This is a genomic window from Bartonella tribocorum, from assembly GCF_002777915.1.
GTDB lineage: Bacteria > Pseudomonadota > Alphaproteobacteria > Rhizobiales > Rhizobiaceae > Bartonella > Bartonella tribocorum_A.
The window spans coordinates 1-20,692 of sequence record NZ_NJGE01000022.1 but is presented as its reverse complement, the minus strand read 5'-3'; the positions used below and the strand labels follow the sequence as shown (position 1 = coordinate 20,692).

At 37.9% G+C, this 20,692-nt stretch carries 16 protein-coding genes; all 16 read left to right on the top strand.

Going from position 1 to position 20,692, the window contains the following annotated elements:
• Positions 1-8 precede the first annotated feature (8 nt).
• Positions 9-2,078 carry an NADH-quinone oxidoreductase subunit NuoG gene (gene nuoG, locus CER18_RS08005; RefSeq protein ID WP_100129493.1) on the top strand — a complete coding sequence of 690 codons (2,070 nt, stop codon included), beginning with the start codon at positions 9-11 and terminating at the stop codon, positions 2,076-2,078.
• A gap of 22 nt (positions 2,079-2,100) precedes the next feature.
• Entirely contained in the window at positions 2,101-3,147 is a 1,047-nt protein-coding gene (nuoH, locus tag CER18_RS08000; protein WP_100129492.1) for an NADH-quinone oxidoreductase subunit NuoH, read from the top strand.
• Between the two features lie 14 nt (positions 3,148-3,161).
• Positions 3,162-3,653, top strand: coding sequence for an NADH-quinone oxidoreductase subunit NuoI (gene nuoI, locus CER18_RS07995; RefSeq protein WP_004860049.1), 492 nt, complete (start codon positions 3,162-3,164; stop codon positions 3,651-3,653).
• Between the two features lie 96 nt (positions 3,654-3,749).
• Positions 3,750-4,370, top strand: a complete 621-nt coding sequence (locus CER18_RS07990; RefSeq protein WP_100129491.1) for an NADH-quinone oxidoreductase subunit J — start codon at positions 3,750-3,752, stop codon at positions 4,368-4,370.
• 14 nt (positions 4,371-4,384) lie between these two features.
• Positions 4,385-4,693, top strand: coding sequence for an NADH-quinone oxidoreductase subunit NuoK (gene nuoK, locus CER18_RS07985; protein ID WP_015856359.1), 309 nt, complete (start codon positions 4,385-4,387; stop codon positions 4,691-4,693).
• Positions 4,694-4,699: 6 nt separating this feature from the next.
• The gene (gene nuoL, locus CER18_RS07980; RefSeq protein ID WP_100129490.1) at positions 4,700-6,664 is read left to right on the top strand and encodes an NADH-quinone oxidoreductase subunit L; all 1,965 of its coding nucleotides are present in this window, start codon (positions 4,700-4,702) and stop codon (positions 6,662-6,664) included.
• The gene (locus CER18_RS07975) at positions 6,664-8,133 is read left to right on the top strand and encodes an NADH-quinone oxidoreductase subunit M (protein WP_100129489.1); all 1,470 of its coding nucleotides are present in this window, start codon (positions 6,664-6,666) and stop codon (positions 8,131-8,133) included. Before nuoL ends, CER18_RS07975 begins: the two co-directional genes overlap by 1 nt.
• 17 nt (positions 8,134-8,150) lie before the next feature.
• Positions 8,151-9,605 (top strand): NADH-quinone oxidoreductase subunit NuoN, encoded by a 1,455-nt coding sequence (gene nuoN / locus CER18_RS07970; protein WP_100129488.1) that lies wholly within the window; start codon positions 8,151-8,153, stop codon positions 9,603-9,605.
• The gene (locus tag CER18_RS07965; protein WP_180299408.1) at positions 9,605-10,414 is read left to right on the top strand and encodes a biotin--[acetyl-CoA-carboxylase] ligase; all 810 of its coding nucleotides are present in this window, start codon (positions 9,605-9,607) and stop codon (positions 10,412-10,414) included. The genes nuoN and CER18_RS07965 overlap by 1 nt, the downstream gene beginning before the upstream one ends.
• A gap of 46 nt (positions 10,415-10,460) precedes the next feature.
• Positions 10,461-12,137 (top strand): ribonuclease J, encoded by a 1,677-nt coding sequence (locus tag CER18_RS07960; RefSeq protein ID WP_100129487.1) that lies wholly within the window; start codon positions 10,461-10,463, stop codon positions 12,135-12,137.
• Positions 12,138-12,338: 201 nt separating this feature from the next.
• Entirely contained in the window at positions 12,339-13,664 is a 1,326-nt protein-coding gene (proS, locus tag CER18_RS07955) for a proline--tRNA ligase (RefSeq protein WP_100129486.1), read from the top strand.
• 11 nt (positions 13,665-13,675) lie between these two features.
• Positions 13,676-14,944 (top strand): lipoprotein-releasing ABC transporter permease subunit, encoded by a 1,269-nt coding sequence (locus CER18_RS07950; protein ID WP_100129485.1) that lies wholly within the window; start codon positions 13,676-13,678, stop codon positions 14,942-14,944.
• On the top strand, positions 14,944-15,624 hold the full coding sequence (locus CER18_RS07945; protein ID WP_039758623.1) for an ABC transporter ATP-binding protein: 681 nt from the start codon (positions 14,944-14,946) through the stop codon (positions 15,622-15,624). Before CER18_RS07950 ends, CER18_RS07945 begins: the two co-directional genes overlap by 1 nt.
• Before the next feature lie 66 nt (positions 15,625-15,690).
• Positions 15,691-15,978, top strand: coding sequence for a succinate dehydrogenase assembly factor 2 (locus CER18_RS07940; RefSeq protein WP_100129484.1), 288 nt, complete (start codon positions 15,691-15,693; stop codon positions 15,976-15,978).
• A gap of 5 nt (positions 15,979-15,983) precedes the next feature.
• Positions 15,984-19,484 carry a transcription-repair coupling factor gene (mfd, locus tag CER18_RS07935; RefSeq protein WP_100129483.1) on the top strand — a complete coding sequence of 1,167 codons (3,501 nt, stop codon included), beginning with the start codon at positions 15,984-15,986 and terminating at the stop codon, positions 19,482-19,484.
• 256 nt (positions 19,485-19,740) lie between these two features.
• Positions 19,741-20,283, top strand: coding sequence for a hypothetical protein (locus CER18_RS10540; protein ID WP_245410069.1), 543 nt, complete (start codon positions 19,741-19,743; stop codon positions 20,281-20,283).
• The last annotated feature ends 409 nt before the right edge of the window (positions 20,284-20,692 follow it).

The following is a 20,692-nucleotide window of genomic DNA, read 5'->3' as shown; positions in this document are numbered from 1 at the left end:
GATGAGTGATGATAAATATCAAAGTTGATGGCAAAGAGATTGAAGTTCCTGATTACTACACGTTGCTTCAGGCAGCTGAGGCGGCTGGGGCAGAAGTTCCGCGTTTTTGTTTTCATGAATCTTTGTCAATTGCTGGCAATTGTCGCATGTGTTTAGTTGAGGTCAAGGGCGGTCCTCCAAAGCCTCAGGCTTCTTGTGCGATGGGGGTTCGTGATTTGCGGGTAGGGCCTAACGGTGAAGCACCAGAAATTTTTACCAATACGGCGATGGTAAAAAAAGCACGTGAAGGTGTTATGGAGTTTCTTCTCATTAATCATCCTTTGGATTGTCCAGTGTGCGATCAAGGAGGAGAATGCGATCTTCAAGATCAAGCAATGCTTTATGGGCGAGATTGTTCTCGTTATACAGAAAATAAACGTGCTGTAGAAGATAAATATATTGGGCCTCTTGTCAAAACTGTTATGACAAGGTGTATTCATTGCACACGGTGTGTTCGTTTTACAACGGAAGTTGCAGGTATTTCTGAGCTTGGTTTGATCGGTCGTGGTGAAGATGCTGAAATTACGACATATCTTGAAAAAGCTATGACATCTGAATTACAGGGGAATGTTATTGATCTTTGTCCAGTGGGGGCTTTAACTTCAAAACCTTACGCATTTCATGCGCGTCCGTGGGAATTGGTGAAAACGGAATCAATTGATGTGATGGATGCTCTTGGCAGTGCTATCCGTATTGATAGTCGCGGCCGTGAAGTTATGCGGATTATGCCGCGTACAAATGAAGATGTAAATGAGGAATGGATTTCTGACAAAACGCGTTTTATTTGGGATGGATTACGGACTCAGCGTCTTGACAGACCCTATGTACGTAAAGACGGAAGACTTCAGCCTGTCAGTTGGGCAGAAGCTTTTGCAAAAATTAAAACCGTCATTTCTAAAATCTTGCCAGAAAAAATTGGAGCTATTGCTGGAGATCTTGCTTCTGTTGAAGAAATGTATGCCCTTAAAGCATTACTGATCTCGTTGGGTTCAAAACTCTTTGATTGTCGTCAAAAAGGCGTTGCTTTATCGCCAGAGTTTGGACGTTCGAGTTATATTTTTAATCCTACAATTGCGGGGATTGAACAAGCTGATGCTTTACTTATTGTGGGTTCTAATCCACGCCATGAAGCTGCTGTTTTAAATGCGCGTATTTTAAAGCGCCAAAGAATGGGAAACTTTCCTATTGCGCTCATTGGAGAGGAAGTCGATTTACGTTATCCTTATTCTTATCTTGGATCTGGGAGTGATGCATTAAATACACTTATTCGTGGAGAGGATGCTTTTTTAAATGTCTTAAAAGAAGCAAAGAGGCCTCTTCTTCTTATCGGAGAGGGAGCGGTTTCAGGAAATGAAGGGCTATCTGTTTTAAAAAGCCTTGCTAAATTAGCGGATGATATTGGTGCTCTTAGTGAAGAATGGAATGGGTTTGGGGTTCTTCATAATGCAGCGTCAACCGTTGGAGGGTTGGAGATAGGTTTTACGTCTCAACTTGGGGTTGCAAATATTCTTAAAACCTGTGAAGTTCTATTTTTGCTTGGTGCTGATGAGGTGGAATTGGCCAATATAAAAGCTTTTAAAATCTATATTGGTAGCCATGGCGATAATGGTGCACATGCTGCTGATGTTATTTTACCTGCATCGGCTTATACTGAAAAATCAGGGCTTTATGTGAATACAGAAGGGCGTGTTCAAATGACAAATCGGGCTGGTTTCGCGCCAGGTGAAGCAAAAGAAGATTGGGCTATTTTACGTGCCTTATCGGATGTTTTAGGACAAAGACTCCCTTTTGATTCTCTCTCTCAATTAAGACAATGCTTGTTTAATGATTATCCACATCTTGATGCGGTTGATGATATAATGCCTTCTGATATAAGTGATCTTAAGGCGCTTGGTTCAAAAGTGGTTTCCCTAGAGAGTCAAACATTTATTTCTATGGTTAAAGACTTTTATTTGACAAATCCGATAGCACGTGCTTCTGCCGTTATGGCTGAATGTTCATCTCTTGCAAAGAGCCGTGCTATGCAAGCTGTAGAGTAAGGGCAAAAGAAAAGGAATAATGATGTATGATTTCTTTATGACTTGGCTGTTGCCATTCCTTATTATCGTTGGAAAGACACTCCTTCTTTTGGTTGTTTTGTTGATTTTAGTTGCTTATCTTCTCTATGCAGATAGAAAGATTTGGGCTGCGGTACAATTGCGACGTGGTCCCAATGTTGTTGGTCCGTGGGGATTGCTACAGTCTTTTGCAGATTTAATTAAATTTGTTGTGAAAGAACCTATTATCCCAGCAGGTGCAAATAAGGGGGTTTTCCTTTTGGCACCTTTTGTTTCTGCGACACTTGCCTTATCAACTTGGGCTGTTATTCCTGTCAGTGAGGGGTGGGAAGTTGCGAAGATTAATGTTGGTTTGCTTTATATCTTAGCCATTTCATCTCTTGAAGTTTATGGTGTTATTATGGGGGGGTGGGCATCAAATTCAAAATATCCTTTCTTAGGAGCTCTTCGTTCAGCGGCACAAATGGTTTCTTATGAAGTTTCTATTGGTTTTGTGCTTGTGACCGTTATTTTAGTAAGCGGTTCGTTGGATCTTACAACAATTGTTCTTAAACAAACAAAAGGCTTTGGTACAACTCTAGGTCTGCCTTTTAACAGTTTTCTCGATTGGAATTGGTTGGTCCTTTTTCCAATGTTTATTATATTTTTTATTTCTGCGCTTGCAGAGACAAATCGTCCTCCATTCGATTTGGTGGAAGCGGAATCAGAGCTTGTTGCTGGTCATATGGTAGAATATTCTTCAACGCCTTATATGCTTTTCTTCCTTGGTGAATATGTTGCTATTGTTTTAATGTGCGCATTAACAACCATTTTATTTTTAGGCGGTTGGCTCCCTCCTTTAGATGTTTGGTGGCTTAATTGGATTCCTAGTGTTATTTGGTTTGTTTTAAAAGTCTGTTTTGTATTTTTTTGGTTTGCTATTGTTAAAGCATTTGTTCCACGTTATCGCTATGATCAGCTCATGCGGCTTGGTTGGAAGGTTTTTCTTCCTCTCTCATTAGCCATGGTTGTGATAACTGCAGCTTTTTTAAAGTTTACGAATTTCGTTTAAGAGGAGATTTTACGATGTCAGGTTTTATTCAGGCTGCAAAGTCACTCCTTCTATTAGAATTTGTGAGTGCTTTTTTCTTAGCCATGCGTCAATTTTTTTCACCAAAGCCTACGATTAATTATCCTTATGAAAAGGGGTTTGTATCCCAGCGTTTTCGTGGTGAACATGCGCTGCGTCGCTATCCGAATGGTGAAGAACGGTGTATTGCCTGTAAATTATGTGAAGCCATTTGCCCTGCACAAGCGATTACAATTGAAGCTGGACCGCGACGGAATGATGGTACACGGAGAACGGTTCGTTATGATATTGATATGGTTAAGTGTATTTACTGCGGTTTTTGTCAAGAAGCTTGTCCAGTAGAGGCTATTGTTGAAGGTCCAAATTTTGAATTTGCAACAGAAACGCGTGAAGAACTCTATTATGATAAAGAAAAACTTTTAATGAATGGGGATCGTTGGGAGCGAGAAATTGCTCGAAATATATTGATGGATGCACCTTATCGTTAAGTGTATCGCTAAATGAGGTGTCGGATAATTTTCCGATAGATTGTAATCTGGTATGAAAGTTTTGTACCAATTGTTTGGATAATTAAGGAGAAGCCTATGCTAACAGATCTAGCGGCGGCATTTTTCTATTTGTTTGCTTTTATTATGCTAACAAGTGCAGTGATTGTTATTACAGCACGCAATCCTGTGCATTCTGTTTTATTTTTAATCCTTGCATTTTTTAATGCAGCAGCTTTATTTTTGCTTGCAGGAGCAGAGTTTTTGGGGCTTATTCTGCTTGTTGTTTATGTTGGAGCTGTCGCTGTTTTATTTTTATTTGTCGTTATGATGCTTGACGTTGATTTTGCTGAGTTGAAAAGTGGCGCTCTTCGATATGCGCCTATTGGAGCTCTTATTGGCGTTATGATTGCTGTAGAATTGATTGTTGTTTTTGTGAGTAGCCATTTTTCTCCAGTTTTAAGAACACATGTTACGCACCCAATGCCAGATTTAGTGCAGCAAACAAATACACAGGCATTAGGGGATATTCTCTATACGGATTATGTTTTCTATTTTCAAATTGCTGGAATAATTTTATTGGTTGCAATGATTGGTGCTATTGTTTTAACACTTCGTCATAAATCAGGAGTCAAACGACAGTCTATTGCGGAGCAAGTTTCTAGAACGGTAGAAAGTGCCATTGAAATCAAGCAAGTTGAATCAGGCAAAGGTATTTAAGGGGGGCTATGGATATGTATATTGATATTACACATTATCTCACTGTTTCTGCTTTGATGTTTACAATTGGTATTGCTGGAATTTTTCTTAATAGAAAAAATGTGATTATTATCTTGATGTCTATAGAGCTTATATTACTCTCAGTTAATCTCAATTTTGTTGCATTTTCAGCATTTCTTCATGATCTCGTCGGTCAAATATTTGCTTTATTTGTTTTAACTGTCGCAGCGGCTGAAGCTGCCATTGGTTTAGCAATTCTTGTTGTTTTTTTTCGTAATCGTGGTTCCATTGCGGTTGAAGATGTTAACGTAATGAAAGGCTAAGCAGTGATGTATTATACGATTGTCTTTCTTCCACTTTTGGGTTTTCTCATTGCTGCGCTAGGTGGAAAAACGATAGGAGATCGTGCAAGTGAATTGATAACATGTAGCTTTATGGTGATTGTTGCCATATTGTCGTGGATAGCATTTTTCAATGTTGCACTTGGTCATACTCCAGTGATTGATGTATTAATATTACACTGGCTTGCTGTTGGTGATTTAAGCTTTAACTGGGCTCTCCATATTGATACATTAACAGCTGTCATGCTTATTGTTGTAAACAGTGTTTCGGCATTGGTGCATATTTATTCAATTGGTTATATGCACCATGATCCTTCAAGATCCCGTTTTTTTTCTTATCTTTCTTTGTTTACATTTATGATGCTTATGTTAGTGACCTCCAATAATTTGATCCAAATGTTTTTTGGATGGGAAGGTGTAGGGCTTGCTTCTTATTTGCTTATTGGTTTTTGGTTTCAGCGTGATTCTGCCAATAAGGCTGCAATGAAAGCTTTTGTGGTCAATCGTGTTGGAGATTTTGGGTTTCTCTTGGGAATATTTAGTATTTTCGTTTTATTCCAATCGGTCGATTTTTCCTCTATTTTTGCAAAAGCTGCAGACAATAGCTTTGTACAAAATATGACATTTTTAGGTTGGCAGCTTGATGGACAGGCGGCACTGACCATTACATGCCTTTTATTATTTATTGGTGCAATGGGAAAATCAGCACAATTTCTTTTACATACTTGGCTTCCTGATGCGATGGAGGGACCAACACCTGTATCAGCACTTATTCATGCCGCCACGATGGTAACGGCGGGTGTTTTTATGGTTGCGCGGATGTCGCCAATTTTTGAACTGTCTTCGATTGCTTTGACTGTGATTATTATTGTTGGCGCAACAACGGCGTTTTTTGCAGCAACTGTGGGGTTGGTGCAGAATGATATTAAGCGTGTTATTGCTTATTCTACCTGTTCTCAACTTGGGTATATGTTTGTGGCATTAGGTGTTGGAGCTTATGGTGCTGCTGTCTTTCATCTTTTTACCCATGCTTTTTTTAAAGCCTTATTGTTTCTTGGTGCGGGCTCTGTCATTCATGCTGTATCTGATGAACAAGATATGCGAAAAATGGGTGGATTACGTAAGCATATAAAGGTCACTTATTGGATGATGATGGTCGGGACCATTGCATTGACTGGTGTTGGAATTCCAGGAACGCTTTTCGGGACTGCGGGTTTTTTCTCAAAAGATGCGATTATAGAGTCTGCTTTTGCATCCCATAATATTGCTTCAGGATATGCTTTTTATCTTCTTGTTTTTGCTGCTTTATTGACAAGTTTTTATTCATGGCGGCTTATCTTTATGACATTCCATGGTAAACCACGGGCAACGGTTGATGTTATGCATCATGTTCATGAATCGCCTCCAGTGATGTTAATTCCACTCTTTATTTTATCGATCGGTGCAATATTTGCTGGTGTCGTTTTCCAACCTTACTTTTTTGGTGACTCTTATGATGCTTTTTGGAGGGGAGCGTTGTTTACAAGCAGCCACAATCATATTCTTCATGATGCTCACCATGTCTTTAATTGGGTAAAATGGTCGCCCTTTATAGCAATGGTTCTTGGGTTTGTGTTTGCCTATTTGTTCTATATTTCTTTTCCATCTCTTCCCAAGAAAATAGCTTGTATTATGCCAAGAGCGTACCAATTTCTTTATCAAAAATGGTATTTCGATCAATTGTATAACTTTTTATTTGTTCGTCCTATTTTTAGAGTTGGTTCTTTTCTTTGGAAAGTGGGAGACGGTAAAATTATTGATGGTCTAGGTCCTAATGGTATCGCAGCGCGTGTTGTTGATATTACAAATAGAGTTGTTCGGATGCAAACAGGCTATCTTTACCACTATGCGTTTGCAATGCTTATAGGTGTTGCGATGCTTATTACATGGATGATGATCGGGGGCGTAAACTAATGACCGATTGGCCTATTCTTTCTACGGTTACATTTTTGCCACTTGTTGGTGTTCTTCTGATTTTGTTTATCAAAGATGACAGTGAGGCTGCGCACCATAATATAAGGAATGTCGCATTTTTTACGACAATATTTGTTTTTATTATTTCTTTAATTATTTGGATAGGATTTGATTCTACCGATCCGAATTTTCAAATGGTTGAAAAATTCAGTTGGCTAGGAAATGGCATTAGCTATCATATGGGGGTTGATGGTATTTCTATTCTTTTTGTTGTTCTCTCCGCTTTTCTTTTGCCTTTCTGTATTTTAGCAAGTTGGGAGAATGTTAAAGAGAGATTAAAAGCTTACATGATTGCTTTTCTTCTTCTTGAAGTTGCAATTATTGGAGTCTTTTGTGCTCTTGACGCAATATTATTTTATGTTTTTTTTGAAGGCAGCCTCATTCCAATGTTTATCATTATAGGGGTGTGGGGTGGAGCACGTCGTGTTTATGCGAGTATCAAGTTTTTCTTATACACTTTACTTGGTTCAGTGCTTATGCTGGTTGCTCTTATGGCTATGTATTGGCAGGCAGGAACACTTGATATACCAACTTTACTCAATTATCCGTTTCCTGCGCATATGCAAATGTGGTTATGGCTTGCATTTTTTGCTTCTTTTGCTGTTAAAATGCCGATGTGGCCGGTTCATACTTGGCTTCCCGATGCGCACGTGGAAGCCCCCACTGCAGGTTCTGTTATTTTAGCCGGTGTCTTACTTAAATTAGGTGGGTATGGTTTTCTTCGTTTTTCTTTACCTATGTTTCCTATCGCTTCAGCAGATTTTGCGCCTTTTGTTTTTACATTATCGCTTATCGCTATTATTTATACATCACTGGTTGCACTTGTTCAAAGTGATATCAAAAAACTTATTGCATATTCCTCAATAGCGCATATGGGATATGTAACGATGGGTATTTTTGCTGCGAATGAACAGGGGATACAAGGGGCTATTTATCAGATGCTGTCACACGGAATTGTTTCGGCGGCTTTATTTCTTTGTGTTGGGGTGATCTATGATCGTTTGCATACGCGTGAAATTTCAGCGTTTGGTGGTTTAGTGAATAATATGCCCAAATATGCTGTTGTTTTCTTGATCTTTACGATGGCAAATGTCGGGCTCCCTGGAACTTCAGGATTTTTGGGTGAATTTTTAACTTTAATAGGTGTTTTTCAAGTGAATAAATTGGTTGTTGTTTTAGCGACAACAGGTGTTATCTTATCAGCAGCCTATGCCCTTTATCTTTATCGGCGTGTGGTTTTTGGTTCCTTGGATAAAGAAAATTTAAAAGTACTGATAGATCTTTCTTCAAGGGAAAAATTTATTCTTTATCCGATGGTTATCCTGACAATATTCTTTGGTATCTATCCAACGCCTATTCTTAAAGCGACGGCGTTTTCCGTAGAAGCCCTCATCAATAAACTACACTAGATAAGGGAAGAATTCTCATGCAAAGTGAAATAATAACACAACTAGTATTAATTCTTCCGGAGATTTTAATTGCATTAGGAGCAATCATGTTGCTGATGATTGGTGTTTATTCCAATGCACGCGCTTCTTTAACCGTGACAGGTTTAGCCATGGCTCTTCTTGTGGCAACCATTGTTATTCTCATAGTTTTTCCGAAAAGTGGTTCATTTCAAACCAATGCACTCATTATCGATTCTTTCGGTCGTTATATGAAAATATTAATGCTTATTGGTGCACTCTTTTCTCTCATCATGTCCGTTGGTTTTGCCAATGCGCAAAAGTTTAATATATTTGAATTTCCAGTGCTTGTTCTTTTAGCAACCCTTGGTATGATGTTTATGATTTCAGCAGGTAATATGCTGTCGCTTTACATGGGGTTAGAACTACAATCCTTAGCCTTATATGTTTTAGCAGCGATTAATCGTAATAATGTAAAATCTTCTGAAGCTGGTATAAAATATTTTGTTTTAGGAGCATTGTCTTCAGGCTTGCTGCTTTATGGTATTTCTTTGCTTTATGGTTTTACCGGTCAAATTGGTTTTCATGAAATTGCTCTTGCTTTAAAAGGTGAAAATTTACAATTGGGGGTTATTTTTGGAATTGTTTTTATTTTAGCTGGTTTGGCTTTCAAAATTTCTGCTGTTCCATTTCATATGTGGACACCTGATGTTTACGAAGGTGCGCCAACACCGATTACAGCATTTTTTGCTGGAGCGCCTAAAGTTGCTGCAATGGCTTTAATCATCCGTATTATTGTGATGACCTTCATTCCCTTAGGGCGTATTGATAGCGCGATGCCTGCATGGCAACAAATTTTGGTGTTCATGGCACTTGCATCAATGATACTTGGTGCGTTTGCTGCAATTGGTCAAAATAATATTAAGCGTTTAATGGCTTATTCTTCGATCAGTCATATGGGGTATGCACTTGTTGGTTTATCTGCTGGAGATATGCTTGGAGTAAAAAGTGTTATTCTTTATATGACCATTTATCTTGGTGTTACTCTTGGCTCATTTGCTTTTATTCTTGGAATGCGCTCGAAGAATGGCAATGTTGAAAATATTTATGATCTTTCAGGATTAGCAAAGATAAATCCGTTTATGGCGATTGTCATGACAATACAGCTTTTCTCTTTAGCCAGTATACCACCTATGGCTGGTTTTTTTGGGAAGTGGTATACATTTTCTGCTGCTGTTCATGCTGGTCTGACACCACTTGCTATTGTCGGTATGATAGCCTCCGTCGTTGGTGCTTTTTACTATTTACGGGTTATTAAAATTATGTGGTTTGATGATGCAAAAGCGCACTTTGTTATTTTATCAAAAGAGCTTCAGTTTTGTCTTGGTCTTTCTGCATTATTTATTTTATCTTACACCTTTTTTGGAATTTGGTTTGCTGAATTGGCAGAAAAAGCAGCCGCTGCATTATTTTAATGAATATGGTTTATATTTTGTCAGATTTTGCACAGAAACAAGGATACACTATTGAGTCTTATGAAAGTGTTGATTCCACAAATCTCATTGCACAACAAAAAGCGCAAACTGGTCATCAAGGCTATCTTTGGATTGTTGCACAAGAACAATTACAAGGAAGAGCAAGAAGAGGAAGGACTTGGTCTAGTCCAAAAGGGAACCTTTATTCTAGTCTATTGTTAATTGATGATATTGTTCATCAAACTGCTGCTCAGATTGGTTTTGTTGCTGGAGTGAGTGTGGCAGAGGCAATAAGACAATTTATAAAAGATGAAAAGAAAACAAACAATATTGTGAGTTTAAAATGGCCAAACGATATTTTGCTCAGAGGAGCGAAAAGCTCTGGAGTTTTGCTCGAGATTTTAAAACTGCCATCACAACAATATGCATTGGTTATTGGTATTGGAATAAATGTAAAACATCATTATGAAGATGCACCCTATCCCACTTCAAGTTTACAGAATATTGGTTTGTATATTGAGGCAAAACAATTATTTACGGTTTTGACGGAGTCTTTTTCTAGAAATTATCTTCTTTGGAAACAACCAAAAGGATGTGAAATAATCCGAAATAAATGGCTTTTATATTCTGCACATCTTGGAAAATATGTAAAAGTAGTGAATGATGAAAAAATCATTGAGGGTATTTTTGATGGTCTTGATCGCGATTTTAACGGCATCATAAAACAAAAAAATGGTCAGACAACCATTATAACAGCCGGAGATGTTCATTTTGGTTCGGCTGCTTCTGTTAATGCAGGACGTTATTAAAAAAATATTTTACCATCAGGTTATCTTAATGATTTAGGAGATGTTTATGGTTGCAACCAATAAATGTGAATTTGTTTTTTTACCTCTGGGAGGTGTGGGTGAAATAGGGATGAATTTGGCTGCTTATGGATTTGGCTCCCAAGATCTTCGTGAATGGTTGCTTGTTGATATGGGCGTTAGTTTTGCTGGTTCTGAATTACCTGGGGCCGATCTTATTCTCCCTGATATTCGTTTTCTAGAAAGTGAAAAACATAATATACGTGGTCTTGTTTTAACACATGCCCATGAAGATCATTATGGGGCTGTTCTTGATTTATGGCCAAAGTTACAAGTTCCACTTTACTGTACAGCTTTCACAGCAGGGTTATTGGAAAGTAAAAGGCAATTAGATTTTGAATCCCATAAAATGTCATTCAATATTTTTCAAGCAGGGGGTTGTTTTCAGGTTGGTCCTTTTTCCATAGAGGCTATTGCGGTCAACCATTCGATACCAGAGTCTGTATCTTTAGCCATTACAACCTCTTTAGGGACAGTCGTTCATACTGGTGATTGGAAAATTGATCATACCCCTTCTCTTGGGGCTGTAACGGATGAAAAAAGATTTCGAGCTTTAGGCGATAAAGGTGTTTTAGCATTGCTTTGTGATTCCACAAACGCGTGTCGGGATGGTATATCTCCATCAGAACTGCAGGTTCAAACCAGTCTTTCTGAGATTATTTCAAAAGCTGAAGGGCGTGTTGCAATAGCAACTTTTGCTTCTAATATTGGCCGGATATGTTCTATTGCTCTTGCCGCTGAAGCTGTTGGGCGTAAGGTGCTTGTCATTGGGCGTTCCCTTAAGCGAAGTATTATGGTCGCACAAGAGCTTGGTTATATGGATGGGTTAGCACCATTTGTAACAGAAGATGATTATGGTTATATCCCACGAAAAGAACTTGTTTTAATTGTCACAGGGAGCCAAGGCGAGTCATGTGCTGCTTTGGCTAAACTGTCACGTGAGGGAATGGGCAATATTGCGCTTTCCACTGGTGATACTGTTATTTATTCATCACGAAGTATTCCAGGAAACGAGAAGGCGATTCTTGAAATACAAAATCGTTTTATCGATTTGGGTATTAAAGTTATTACGAATGAAGATGCTCTTGTTCATGTTTCAGGCCATCCCCGTCGTTCAGAACTTTTACAGATGTATGATTGGATAAAACCACAGATACTTGTGCCTGTGCATGGTGAGGCAATACATCTTACTGCTCAAGCTTCTTTAGCACGTCAAGCAGGCATTAAAATTGTTAGAGATATTAGAAATGGTGATATGCTGCGTCTTGCACCAACGCCTGTAGAAGTTATTGACCAAGTGCCTGTTGGACGTATTTATAAGGATGGTTGTCTTCTTGGGGATGAGTATGAGCTAGGCATTCGTGAACGTAGAAAACTCAGTTACGCGGGGCATGTTGCTGTTTCTCTCCATATGAATAGCAAGCACGAGTTGTTAGACGATATCGGTCTAAGTATGTTTGGACTCCCCGAGAGTAATGGAGAGGGGGAAAAATTGAAAGATATTCTTTTAGAAGTTGTGGAAAATACAGTTTATAACATCCCACGCATGAAACGGAAAAATAATGAAGTTATTCGAGAGGCAACACGACGTGCAGTGAGAGCGGCTGTTCATGAAATTTGGCAAAAAAAACCTCTCTGTACAGTTTTTTTACATCGGTCAAAATAAAGCATTTCCATTACGTTATTTAAAAAGAGAAGGGTATTTTTGATTTTATTGCTCAATAAGAAAAATAGAGAATAAAGCACAACAAATTTTTAAACAATAAGATCGTTATATTTGCAAGTATTCATAATACGGCTATAGATGAATAGAGGGTATGTTAAATTGTTCCAATATGATAGATCTGAGTAGGAGTTAATTATTTCAATGCGTCTTTCTCAATATTTCCTTCCACTTTTAAAAGAGAATCCTAAAGAAGCAGAAATTGTTTCTCATCGCTTCATGTTGCGTGCTGGGATGATTCGACAACAAACATCAGGGATTTATTCTTGGCTTCCTTTGGGAAAAAAAGTGCTTGATAAAGTTTGTAAAATTATCCGTGAAGAGCAAGAACGTGCGGGTGCAATAGAAATATTGATGCCTACAATTCAAGCTGCTGATCTTTGGCGTGAAAGCGGTCGCTATGATGATTACGGTTTGGAAATGCTTCGCATTAAAGATCGTCAAAAGCGTGATTTACTGTATGGTCCGACCAATGAAGAGATGGTGACGGATATTTTTCGCTCTTATGTTCGTTCTTATAAAGATCTTCCGCTTAATTTGTACCATATTCAATGGAAATTTCGTGATGAAATTCGCCCACGTTTTGGTGTGATGCGGGCACGAGAATTTTTAATGAAAGATGCTTATTCTTTTGATCTTGATTATGAAGGCTCTAAAACATCTTATAACCGTATGTTTGTGGCTTATTTACGCACTTTTTCGCGCCTTGGCTTAAAAGCCATTCCCATGCGTGCAGATACAGGTCCAATAGGGGGGGAACTTAGTCATGAATTTATCGTTTTGGCTGAAACAGGAGAGAGCGCTATTTTTTGTGATAGACAATTTCTTGAACTTAGCGTTCCCAATAGTTCAATTGATTTTAGTGATAAAGCTGTTTTAGATGATACTGTTAAACAGTGGACATCTTTTTATGCAGCGACAGAAGAAATGCATAATGAAGAAGAGTGGGTTAAAATTTCTGAAGAAAATCGTCTTTCAGCGCGTGGTATTGAAGTTGGACATATTTTCCACTTTGGGACTAAATATTCTGCTCCAATGGGAGCAAAAGTTATGGGACAAGATGGAAAAGAGCATGTGGTCTCTATGGGATCTTATGGGATTGGACCTTCGCGTCTTGTTGCAGCTGCTATTGAGGCTTCTCATGATGAAAAGGGGATTATTTGGCCAAAGTCGATGGCACCGTTCGATTTTGGGATTATCAATATGAAACCTGATGATGAAAAATGTACAAAGGTATGTGAGTTTCTTTATCAGGGATTAAAGGATGCTGGTTTTGATCCATTATTAGATGATAGAAATGAACGTCCTGGATCAAAATTTGCGACAATGGATTTGATTGGCTTGCCAACGCAAATCATTATTGGTCCTAACAGCATTGCACAAAATGAGGTTGAAATTAAAGATCGAAAAACAGGCGCAAAAAAATCTCTAAAGGTTGAAGATGTCCTCAGCCAACTTTCTATACTTTAATAGGAAATGTTATGAAGAGGCTGAAAAATAAATGGTTTTCATCTTATGAATGGATGATTGCTTTTCGTTATATGATTCCCAATAAAAAGCATGTGGTTGCTTCTGTTATTTCAATTATTTCTCTTATTGGGATTATGTTGGGCGTATTCGCTTTGGTTGTTGTTATGGCGGTAATGAATGGCTTTCGGACAGAACTTCTCAATCGCATTCTTGGTATGAATGGGCATCTTATTGTTCAAACAGTTGATTCTGGTTTTTCTGATTATAAGACTCTTATTTCTTCTTTAGAAGCTACAAATGGTGTGAAGTTTGCTTTGCCTGTTATTGAAGGTCAAGCGCTTGTTCAAGGTGAAGTTCAAGGGGGCTCTGGCGCTTTAGTTCGTGGTATGCGCAAGCAAGATCTAGAAAAGCTTAAAACAGTCTCTCAGAATATTAAATTAGGATCGATTTCTCAATTTGATCAAGAAGAAGGTGTTGCAATTGGAAGTGGCTTAGCAGAAAAATTGGGGCTTACAGTTGGGAGAGATCTTCGTATTATTACCCCCGATGGTGATGAGACTCCTTTTGGCGTTACTCCACGTGTTAAGGCTTATAAAGTCGTTGCTATTTTTGAAGTTGGTATGTCTGAATATGATTCAATCTTTGTTTTTATGCCTCTCCATGAAGCGCAAATGTTTTTTAATTTGGGAGATAAGGTTCAGTCTTTAGAATTATTTCTAAACGATCCTGATGCTGTTGATCAAATAAAACCCGTTGTAGAAAAAGCAGTTGATCAACAAGTCTATTTAATTGATTGGCGTACACGCAATCAGGCTTTTTTTTCAGCCTTACAGATTGAACGGAATGTGATGTTTTTCATTCTTTCTCTAATTGTTCTCGTTGCTGCTTTAAATATTATTTCAGGCCTTATTATGCTTGTAAAAGATAAAAGTCATGATATTGCAATTTTACGCACGATGGGTGCTCAACAGAGTGCAATTTTGCGTATATTTATTATCACAGGAATGATGATTGGTTTTATTGGAACGATACTGGGTTTAATTTTAGGTGTTATTGCGACTGTAAATATTAATCATATCCAAGACTTTATATCTTGGTTATTTAATGTTGATGTTTTTAATCCTCAACTTTACTTTTTAACAAAATTGCCTGCACAAATTGAGTGGAAACAAACTGTTCTTGTTGCGATCATGGCTTTATTCTTGTCATTTCTTGCTGCTCTTATTCCAGCATGGCGTGCTGCTAAGCTAGATCCCGTACAAGCCTTGAGGTATGAATAATGACAGCCATTTTAGAGCTTGTAGAGATTGAAAGGCGCTTTTTCGAGAGCCATAAGCCGCTTATTGTTTTAGACAAAGCAAATTTTATCCTTAATCGTGGAGAACTTGTCGCCCTTGTTGCACCATCTGGTGCTGGAAAATCAACACTTCTTCATATTGCGGGGTTATTAGAAAAACCAACAGCTGGTGATGTGTTATTACGAGGTGTTTCTTGTGCAAAACGCTCTGATAGTGAGCGAACAGCTATCAGACGGAATGATATTGGTTTTGTTTATCAATTTCATCATTTACTTCCAGAATTTACGGCTTTAGAAAATGTCATGATACCGCAAATGATAGCAGGATTAAAAAAGTCCATAGCGGAAGATCGTGCGCGTAAATTATTGACGTATCTGCGTGTTTCGCATCGTGCTAACCATCGTCCCTCAGAGTTATCGGGAGGGGAACAACAACGTGTTGCTATTGCCCGTGCCGTAGCAAATGGTCCTTCGGTTCTTTTGGCTGATGAACCTACAGGAAATCTTGATCCCGTAACTTCAGCTTATGTCTTCCAAGCTTTATCTGTTTTGGTTCGTCAGTCTGGTCTTTCTGCTCTTATTGCAACACACAATTACGCTTTGGCTAAGCAAATGCATCGTCGAATTACACTTAAAGAACAAAAGATTATAGAACTTCCTTAAAGATAAGGTATAAATTTTATACAAAAATTGAATAGTTTATACCACTTTATTCAAGGAGATTTTTTTATGACAGTTTTTGTCAACGACAAAAATCAATTGGATGTGCGTCGCCGCCGATTGATTTTTCGTGCATGGCATCGCGGTATTCGTGAAATGGATCTTATTTTTGGACATTATGTCGATGCCCATATTACTGGGATGAATGACAAAATGCTCTCTGAACTTGAGTATATTATGTCTTTTGATGATCGCGACTTACTCACATGGATTACCGGAGAAATTTCACCACCCTCTGAAATTGATAATTCTCTTTTTCGTGATATTGCCAATTATCGTACTTGCTCAAGTTATTGATCCCGATGCCTATATTTAAAAAAATTGTTATTCCCCAAAACAGTCCTGTTCATATGATTTTTGATGGCGTTACTGATGGATTTGAAGCCTTTGCCCTTGCTCAATTAAGTTCAGAAATTGCACAAGGTAAACCGCTCATCTATGTTGTCCGAGATGGAACAAAAATTTCGCATTTACAACAAGTTTTAAATTTTATTGAGCCCAATTTGCCGGTACTTCAATTTCCTGCATGGGATTGTTTGCCTTATGATCGCGTGTCACCAGGAATTGCTATTATGGCACGTCGATTATCAGCATTGGCACGCATAGCCAATTTACGTAAAAATCCACATTCTGCCATTATATTAACGACAGCAAATGCAATTATGCAAAAGTTGCCTCCATGTGAAATGATAGAATCTCAGCTTATTCATTTACATGTTGGTCAGCGCCATAACATGGGAAATCTAATTCAATTCCTGGAAACCAATGGTTTTGAACGTGTCACGGTTGTTCGTGATGTTGGTGAGTTTGCTGTAAGAGGAGGAATACTTGATATCTTTTCTCCTATGGATGTTGAACCTTTACGTCTTGATTTTTTTGGAGATACCTTAGAAAGCATCCGCGTATTTGATCCAGAAAGTCAAAGGACAATACGCCAAAAAACTGAACTTTTATTACAAGCAATGAGTGAGGTTGTTCTCACACCGGAACGTATTAGCCGTTTTAAAAGCAATTATACCCGTACATTTGGTATATCTCAAAAAAATACCATGCTTTATGAAGCAATTGCTCAAGGTCGGCGTTTTGCTGGTATGGAACATTGGCTTCCATTTTTTTATGAAAACCTTGATACTTTTTTTGATCATTGTGGCAATTTACCACTTGTTTTTGAACATCTCGTAGAAGAAGTTTTCATTGAGCGTTATCGCCTTATCGAAGACTATTATAATGCACGTAAGGAGCGTGAAGATGATAAAGAAACTTCTACTTCTTATCATCCAATAGATCCTAGTCTTCTCTATTTAACGCCAAAGCGTGTTTTGGAATGTGTACACCAATTTTCACAGCGTATTGATTTTTCTCCTTTTAATATTCCACAAAGTTCGGAACAAACAGTTATTCACACCAATGTTAAACAAGGATATGATTTTGTAAAGGAGCGTAATGCGCAAGAAAAAAATGTTTTTTCAAGTGTTATTGATCATATCGCCTCTTTACGCGCTGCTGGCAAAAAAGTACTTTTAGCGTGTTGGAGTGAAGGATCTCTCAATCGTTTGATACAAGTTCTTGATGAGCATGGATTGAAAAAAATAGATATTGTAAAATCCTTGCAAACTGTCAAAGCAACACCACGAGATCGTATATTAGCAGCTGTTATCATGATAGAACATGGTTTTGAGGCTGAAGATTTAGCGATTATAGCAGAGCAAGATATCTTAGGTGATCGCTTCATCAGAACGCCAAAGCGGCGTAAGAATAATACAAATTTTATTTCTGAGATTTCTGCTTTAAATTCCGGTGATATTGTTGTGCATATCGATCACGGTATTGGCCAATTTGTTGGTTTAAAAACTATCACAACCACTGGAATTTTGCGAGATTGCCTTGAAATTAAATATGCTGGAGGTGATTTACTCTTTTTACCTGTTGAAAATATTGAGCTTCTCTCACGTTATGGCTCAGAAGGAACAGAAGTCACTTTAGATAAATTAGGGGGTGTTGCTTGGCAAGCACGTAAAGCTCGGCTTAAAAAACATTTATTGGAAATGGCAGGGCAATTAATCCGTATAGCTGCGGAGCGTGCGACACGTGCTGCGCCTTCTTTACTTCCACCAGTTGGATCATTTGATGAGTTTGTTGCTGGTTTTCCTTATGAAGAGACAGAAGATCAGATGAACGCCATTGATGCCGTTTTAGATGATTTAGCTTCAGGAAAGCCGATGGATCGCTTGATCTGCGGTGATGTTGGCTTTGGAAAAACCGAAGTGGCTATTCGAAGTGCTTTTGTTGCAGCATTAAATGGATATCAAGTTGCTGTTGTTGTCCCTACAACTTTACTTTCACGTCAACATTACAAGACGTTTATTTCTCGTTTTCAAGGATTACCGGTAAAAATTGGTCATGCTTCAAGGCTTGTGAAAGCGAAAGAGCTCGCACAAGTCAAAAAAGGAATTTCAGATGGTACGATTGATATCGTTATTGGAACTCATGCATTATTAAGTGGTGCAGTCAATTTTTTACGGTTGGGGCTTCTTATCGTTGATGAAGAGCAACATTTTGGTGTAAAACACAAAGAGCGTTTAAAAGAGCTTAAAAGTGATATTCACGTTCTTACGCTTTCAGCAACCCCCATACCACGAACTTTAGGATTGGCATTATCAGGAGTGCGTGAACTTTCATTAATTACCACTCCACCCATTGATAGAATGGCGGTTCGTACTTTTATTTCACCATTTGATGCACTTGTTGTACGCGAAACTTTGCTTCGAGAATATTATCGTGGTGGACAAAGTTTTTATGTCTGTCCTCGTATTTCTGATCTGGCTTTTGTAGAAGAATATCTCAAAACACATGTTCCAGAACTCAAGTTTGTTGTGGCTCATGGGCAAATGCCGGCTGGACAACTTGATGATATTATGAACGCATTTTACGATGGACAATATGATGTTTTGCTCTCAACAACCATTATTGAATCCGGTCTTGATATTCCAACAGCCAATACATTGATTGTACATCGCGCTGAAATGTTTGGTCTTTCTGCACTCTACCAGTTACGGGGAAGAGTAGGGCGCTCAAAACAGCGTGCTTATGCACTCTTTACATTTCCTTCTGGTAAAATTTTAACACCTGCGGCGGATCGTCGTCTTAAGGTGTTACAATCTCTTGATACATTAGGAGCAGGCTTTCAATTGGCAAGTCACGATATGGATATTCGTGGTTCAGGTAATTTTTTAGGTGAAGAACAATCAGGACATATCAAAGAAGTTGGATTTGAACTTTATCAAAAAATGCTTGAAGAAGCTGTTGCTGAATTAAAAGATGGAGAGCTAAGTGAGGACAAGCAATGGTCACCTCAAATCTCACTCGCTACAACCGTAATGATACCAGAAAGTTTTGTGCCTGACTTATCATTACGTATGGGGCTTTACCGACGCTTGACAGAACTTGAGGATTTAGAACAGATTAATGAGTTTGCAGCCGAGTTAATCGATCGTTTTGGTCCTTTACCCCTTGAAGTTCAATATATCCTTAAAGTTTTCCATATCAAAACCTTGTGTCGAAAAGCCCATGTAGAAAAATTGGATGTTGGACCAAAAGGTATTGTCATACAGTTTCGCAATAACTATTTCACCAATAGTATTGCTCTTGTTCAGTGGGTGGGGAAACAAGGTTCAATGGCAAAAATTCGTCCAGATCAAAGTATCGCTCTTGTTCGGGATTGGGCCACCGTTGATGAAAGACTTATTGGAGCAGCAACGACTATGACACAGCTTGTAGAAATGGCAGAACAACATTCTGTTTAAAGCAGTTTCTCTACTTTTTAGAACTATTCCTTAGTTTTATAAAATTATTCTATGAATAATAACCACTTATTGATTTATTTATAAGAATAAAATCTAACTTTATAATAAAAGAACCCCTTACATATTGATTTGGAGTTTTTATTATAACACGTATTGATATAATAAGCAAAAGTAGCTTAGATAGCATGACCACAATAATAGCATTTGCATAGGTATTTTTTATAAATTCTCTGAAAAGGATTTAGGTTAAGATAACGTGCTTTCTTCATTACAAAAGTTGCTAACGATAGTTTTTGTGTTACTTCCTTTAATATGTGGTGTAAAAAATTCTTATGCTGAGTTTAGCTTAACCGAGTTATCACTTTCTGGTTTAACGCTTAATGAGAAATATAAGCGTATTAAAGAAAGACTACAAATCATTAAAAAGAGGATGGAATTTATTGAAAAGACATTAGCTGATTTAACGCTTTCGCAAATACGCTTTCATAACATAGAACATGATAGGCTTATACGAGAACATAGTGATCTTAATGGAGAGGGTTATACACTTTTTTCAAAACTAGATGATTTAGCGAAAGAAATGGAGAAATTGGCATATAGAGCGCATAGGGCAAGAGAGTATAGAGTGGCAGAGTATGAAAGAAAATTAAGTAAAGTTAAAAAATATCTAAAGTCTCGAAGCCCTTCTGAATTAGGAATGACTGGAGATACAGCAAGTGTCGAAATCCTTAACGATAAAGAGATTGATGAAATGGTACGATTCTATCCCGTTTTGGTTCTTTCTTGTAAAATTGAATAAAATCTGTTGGACAGAGTGATATAGGGGATTTATTGCGGAGAGATTTTGGTTGGAAGCAAGAAGATTTTAGTTGGGCGAAAGATGCAATCAATTCAATAGATCCTGAATTAATCAGACACTTTGAAGAATGAATGGTGTTTAGTGTCTCAGATTTTGAAGAACGGATAATTACTGGTATAAAGGATATGGTGACGCGTAATCCTTCGGATGTAAAAGATGCTCTTTTATTATGTAGAAGCGCGAGAGAAATATATACTATAATGCTGCCAGAAAAGAGAAAGAGTATTATGGATTGTATGCGTTCTCATATTAAAGAGTGGTTTAATTAAAGGAGGGATTTTTTGTAATGTGTAAAAAATAAAAAAATATTTAATTATTTTACAACAATATATTTTATAATATTTTATAA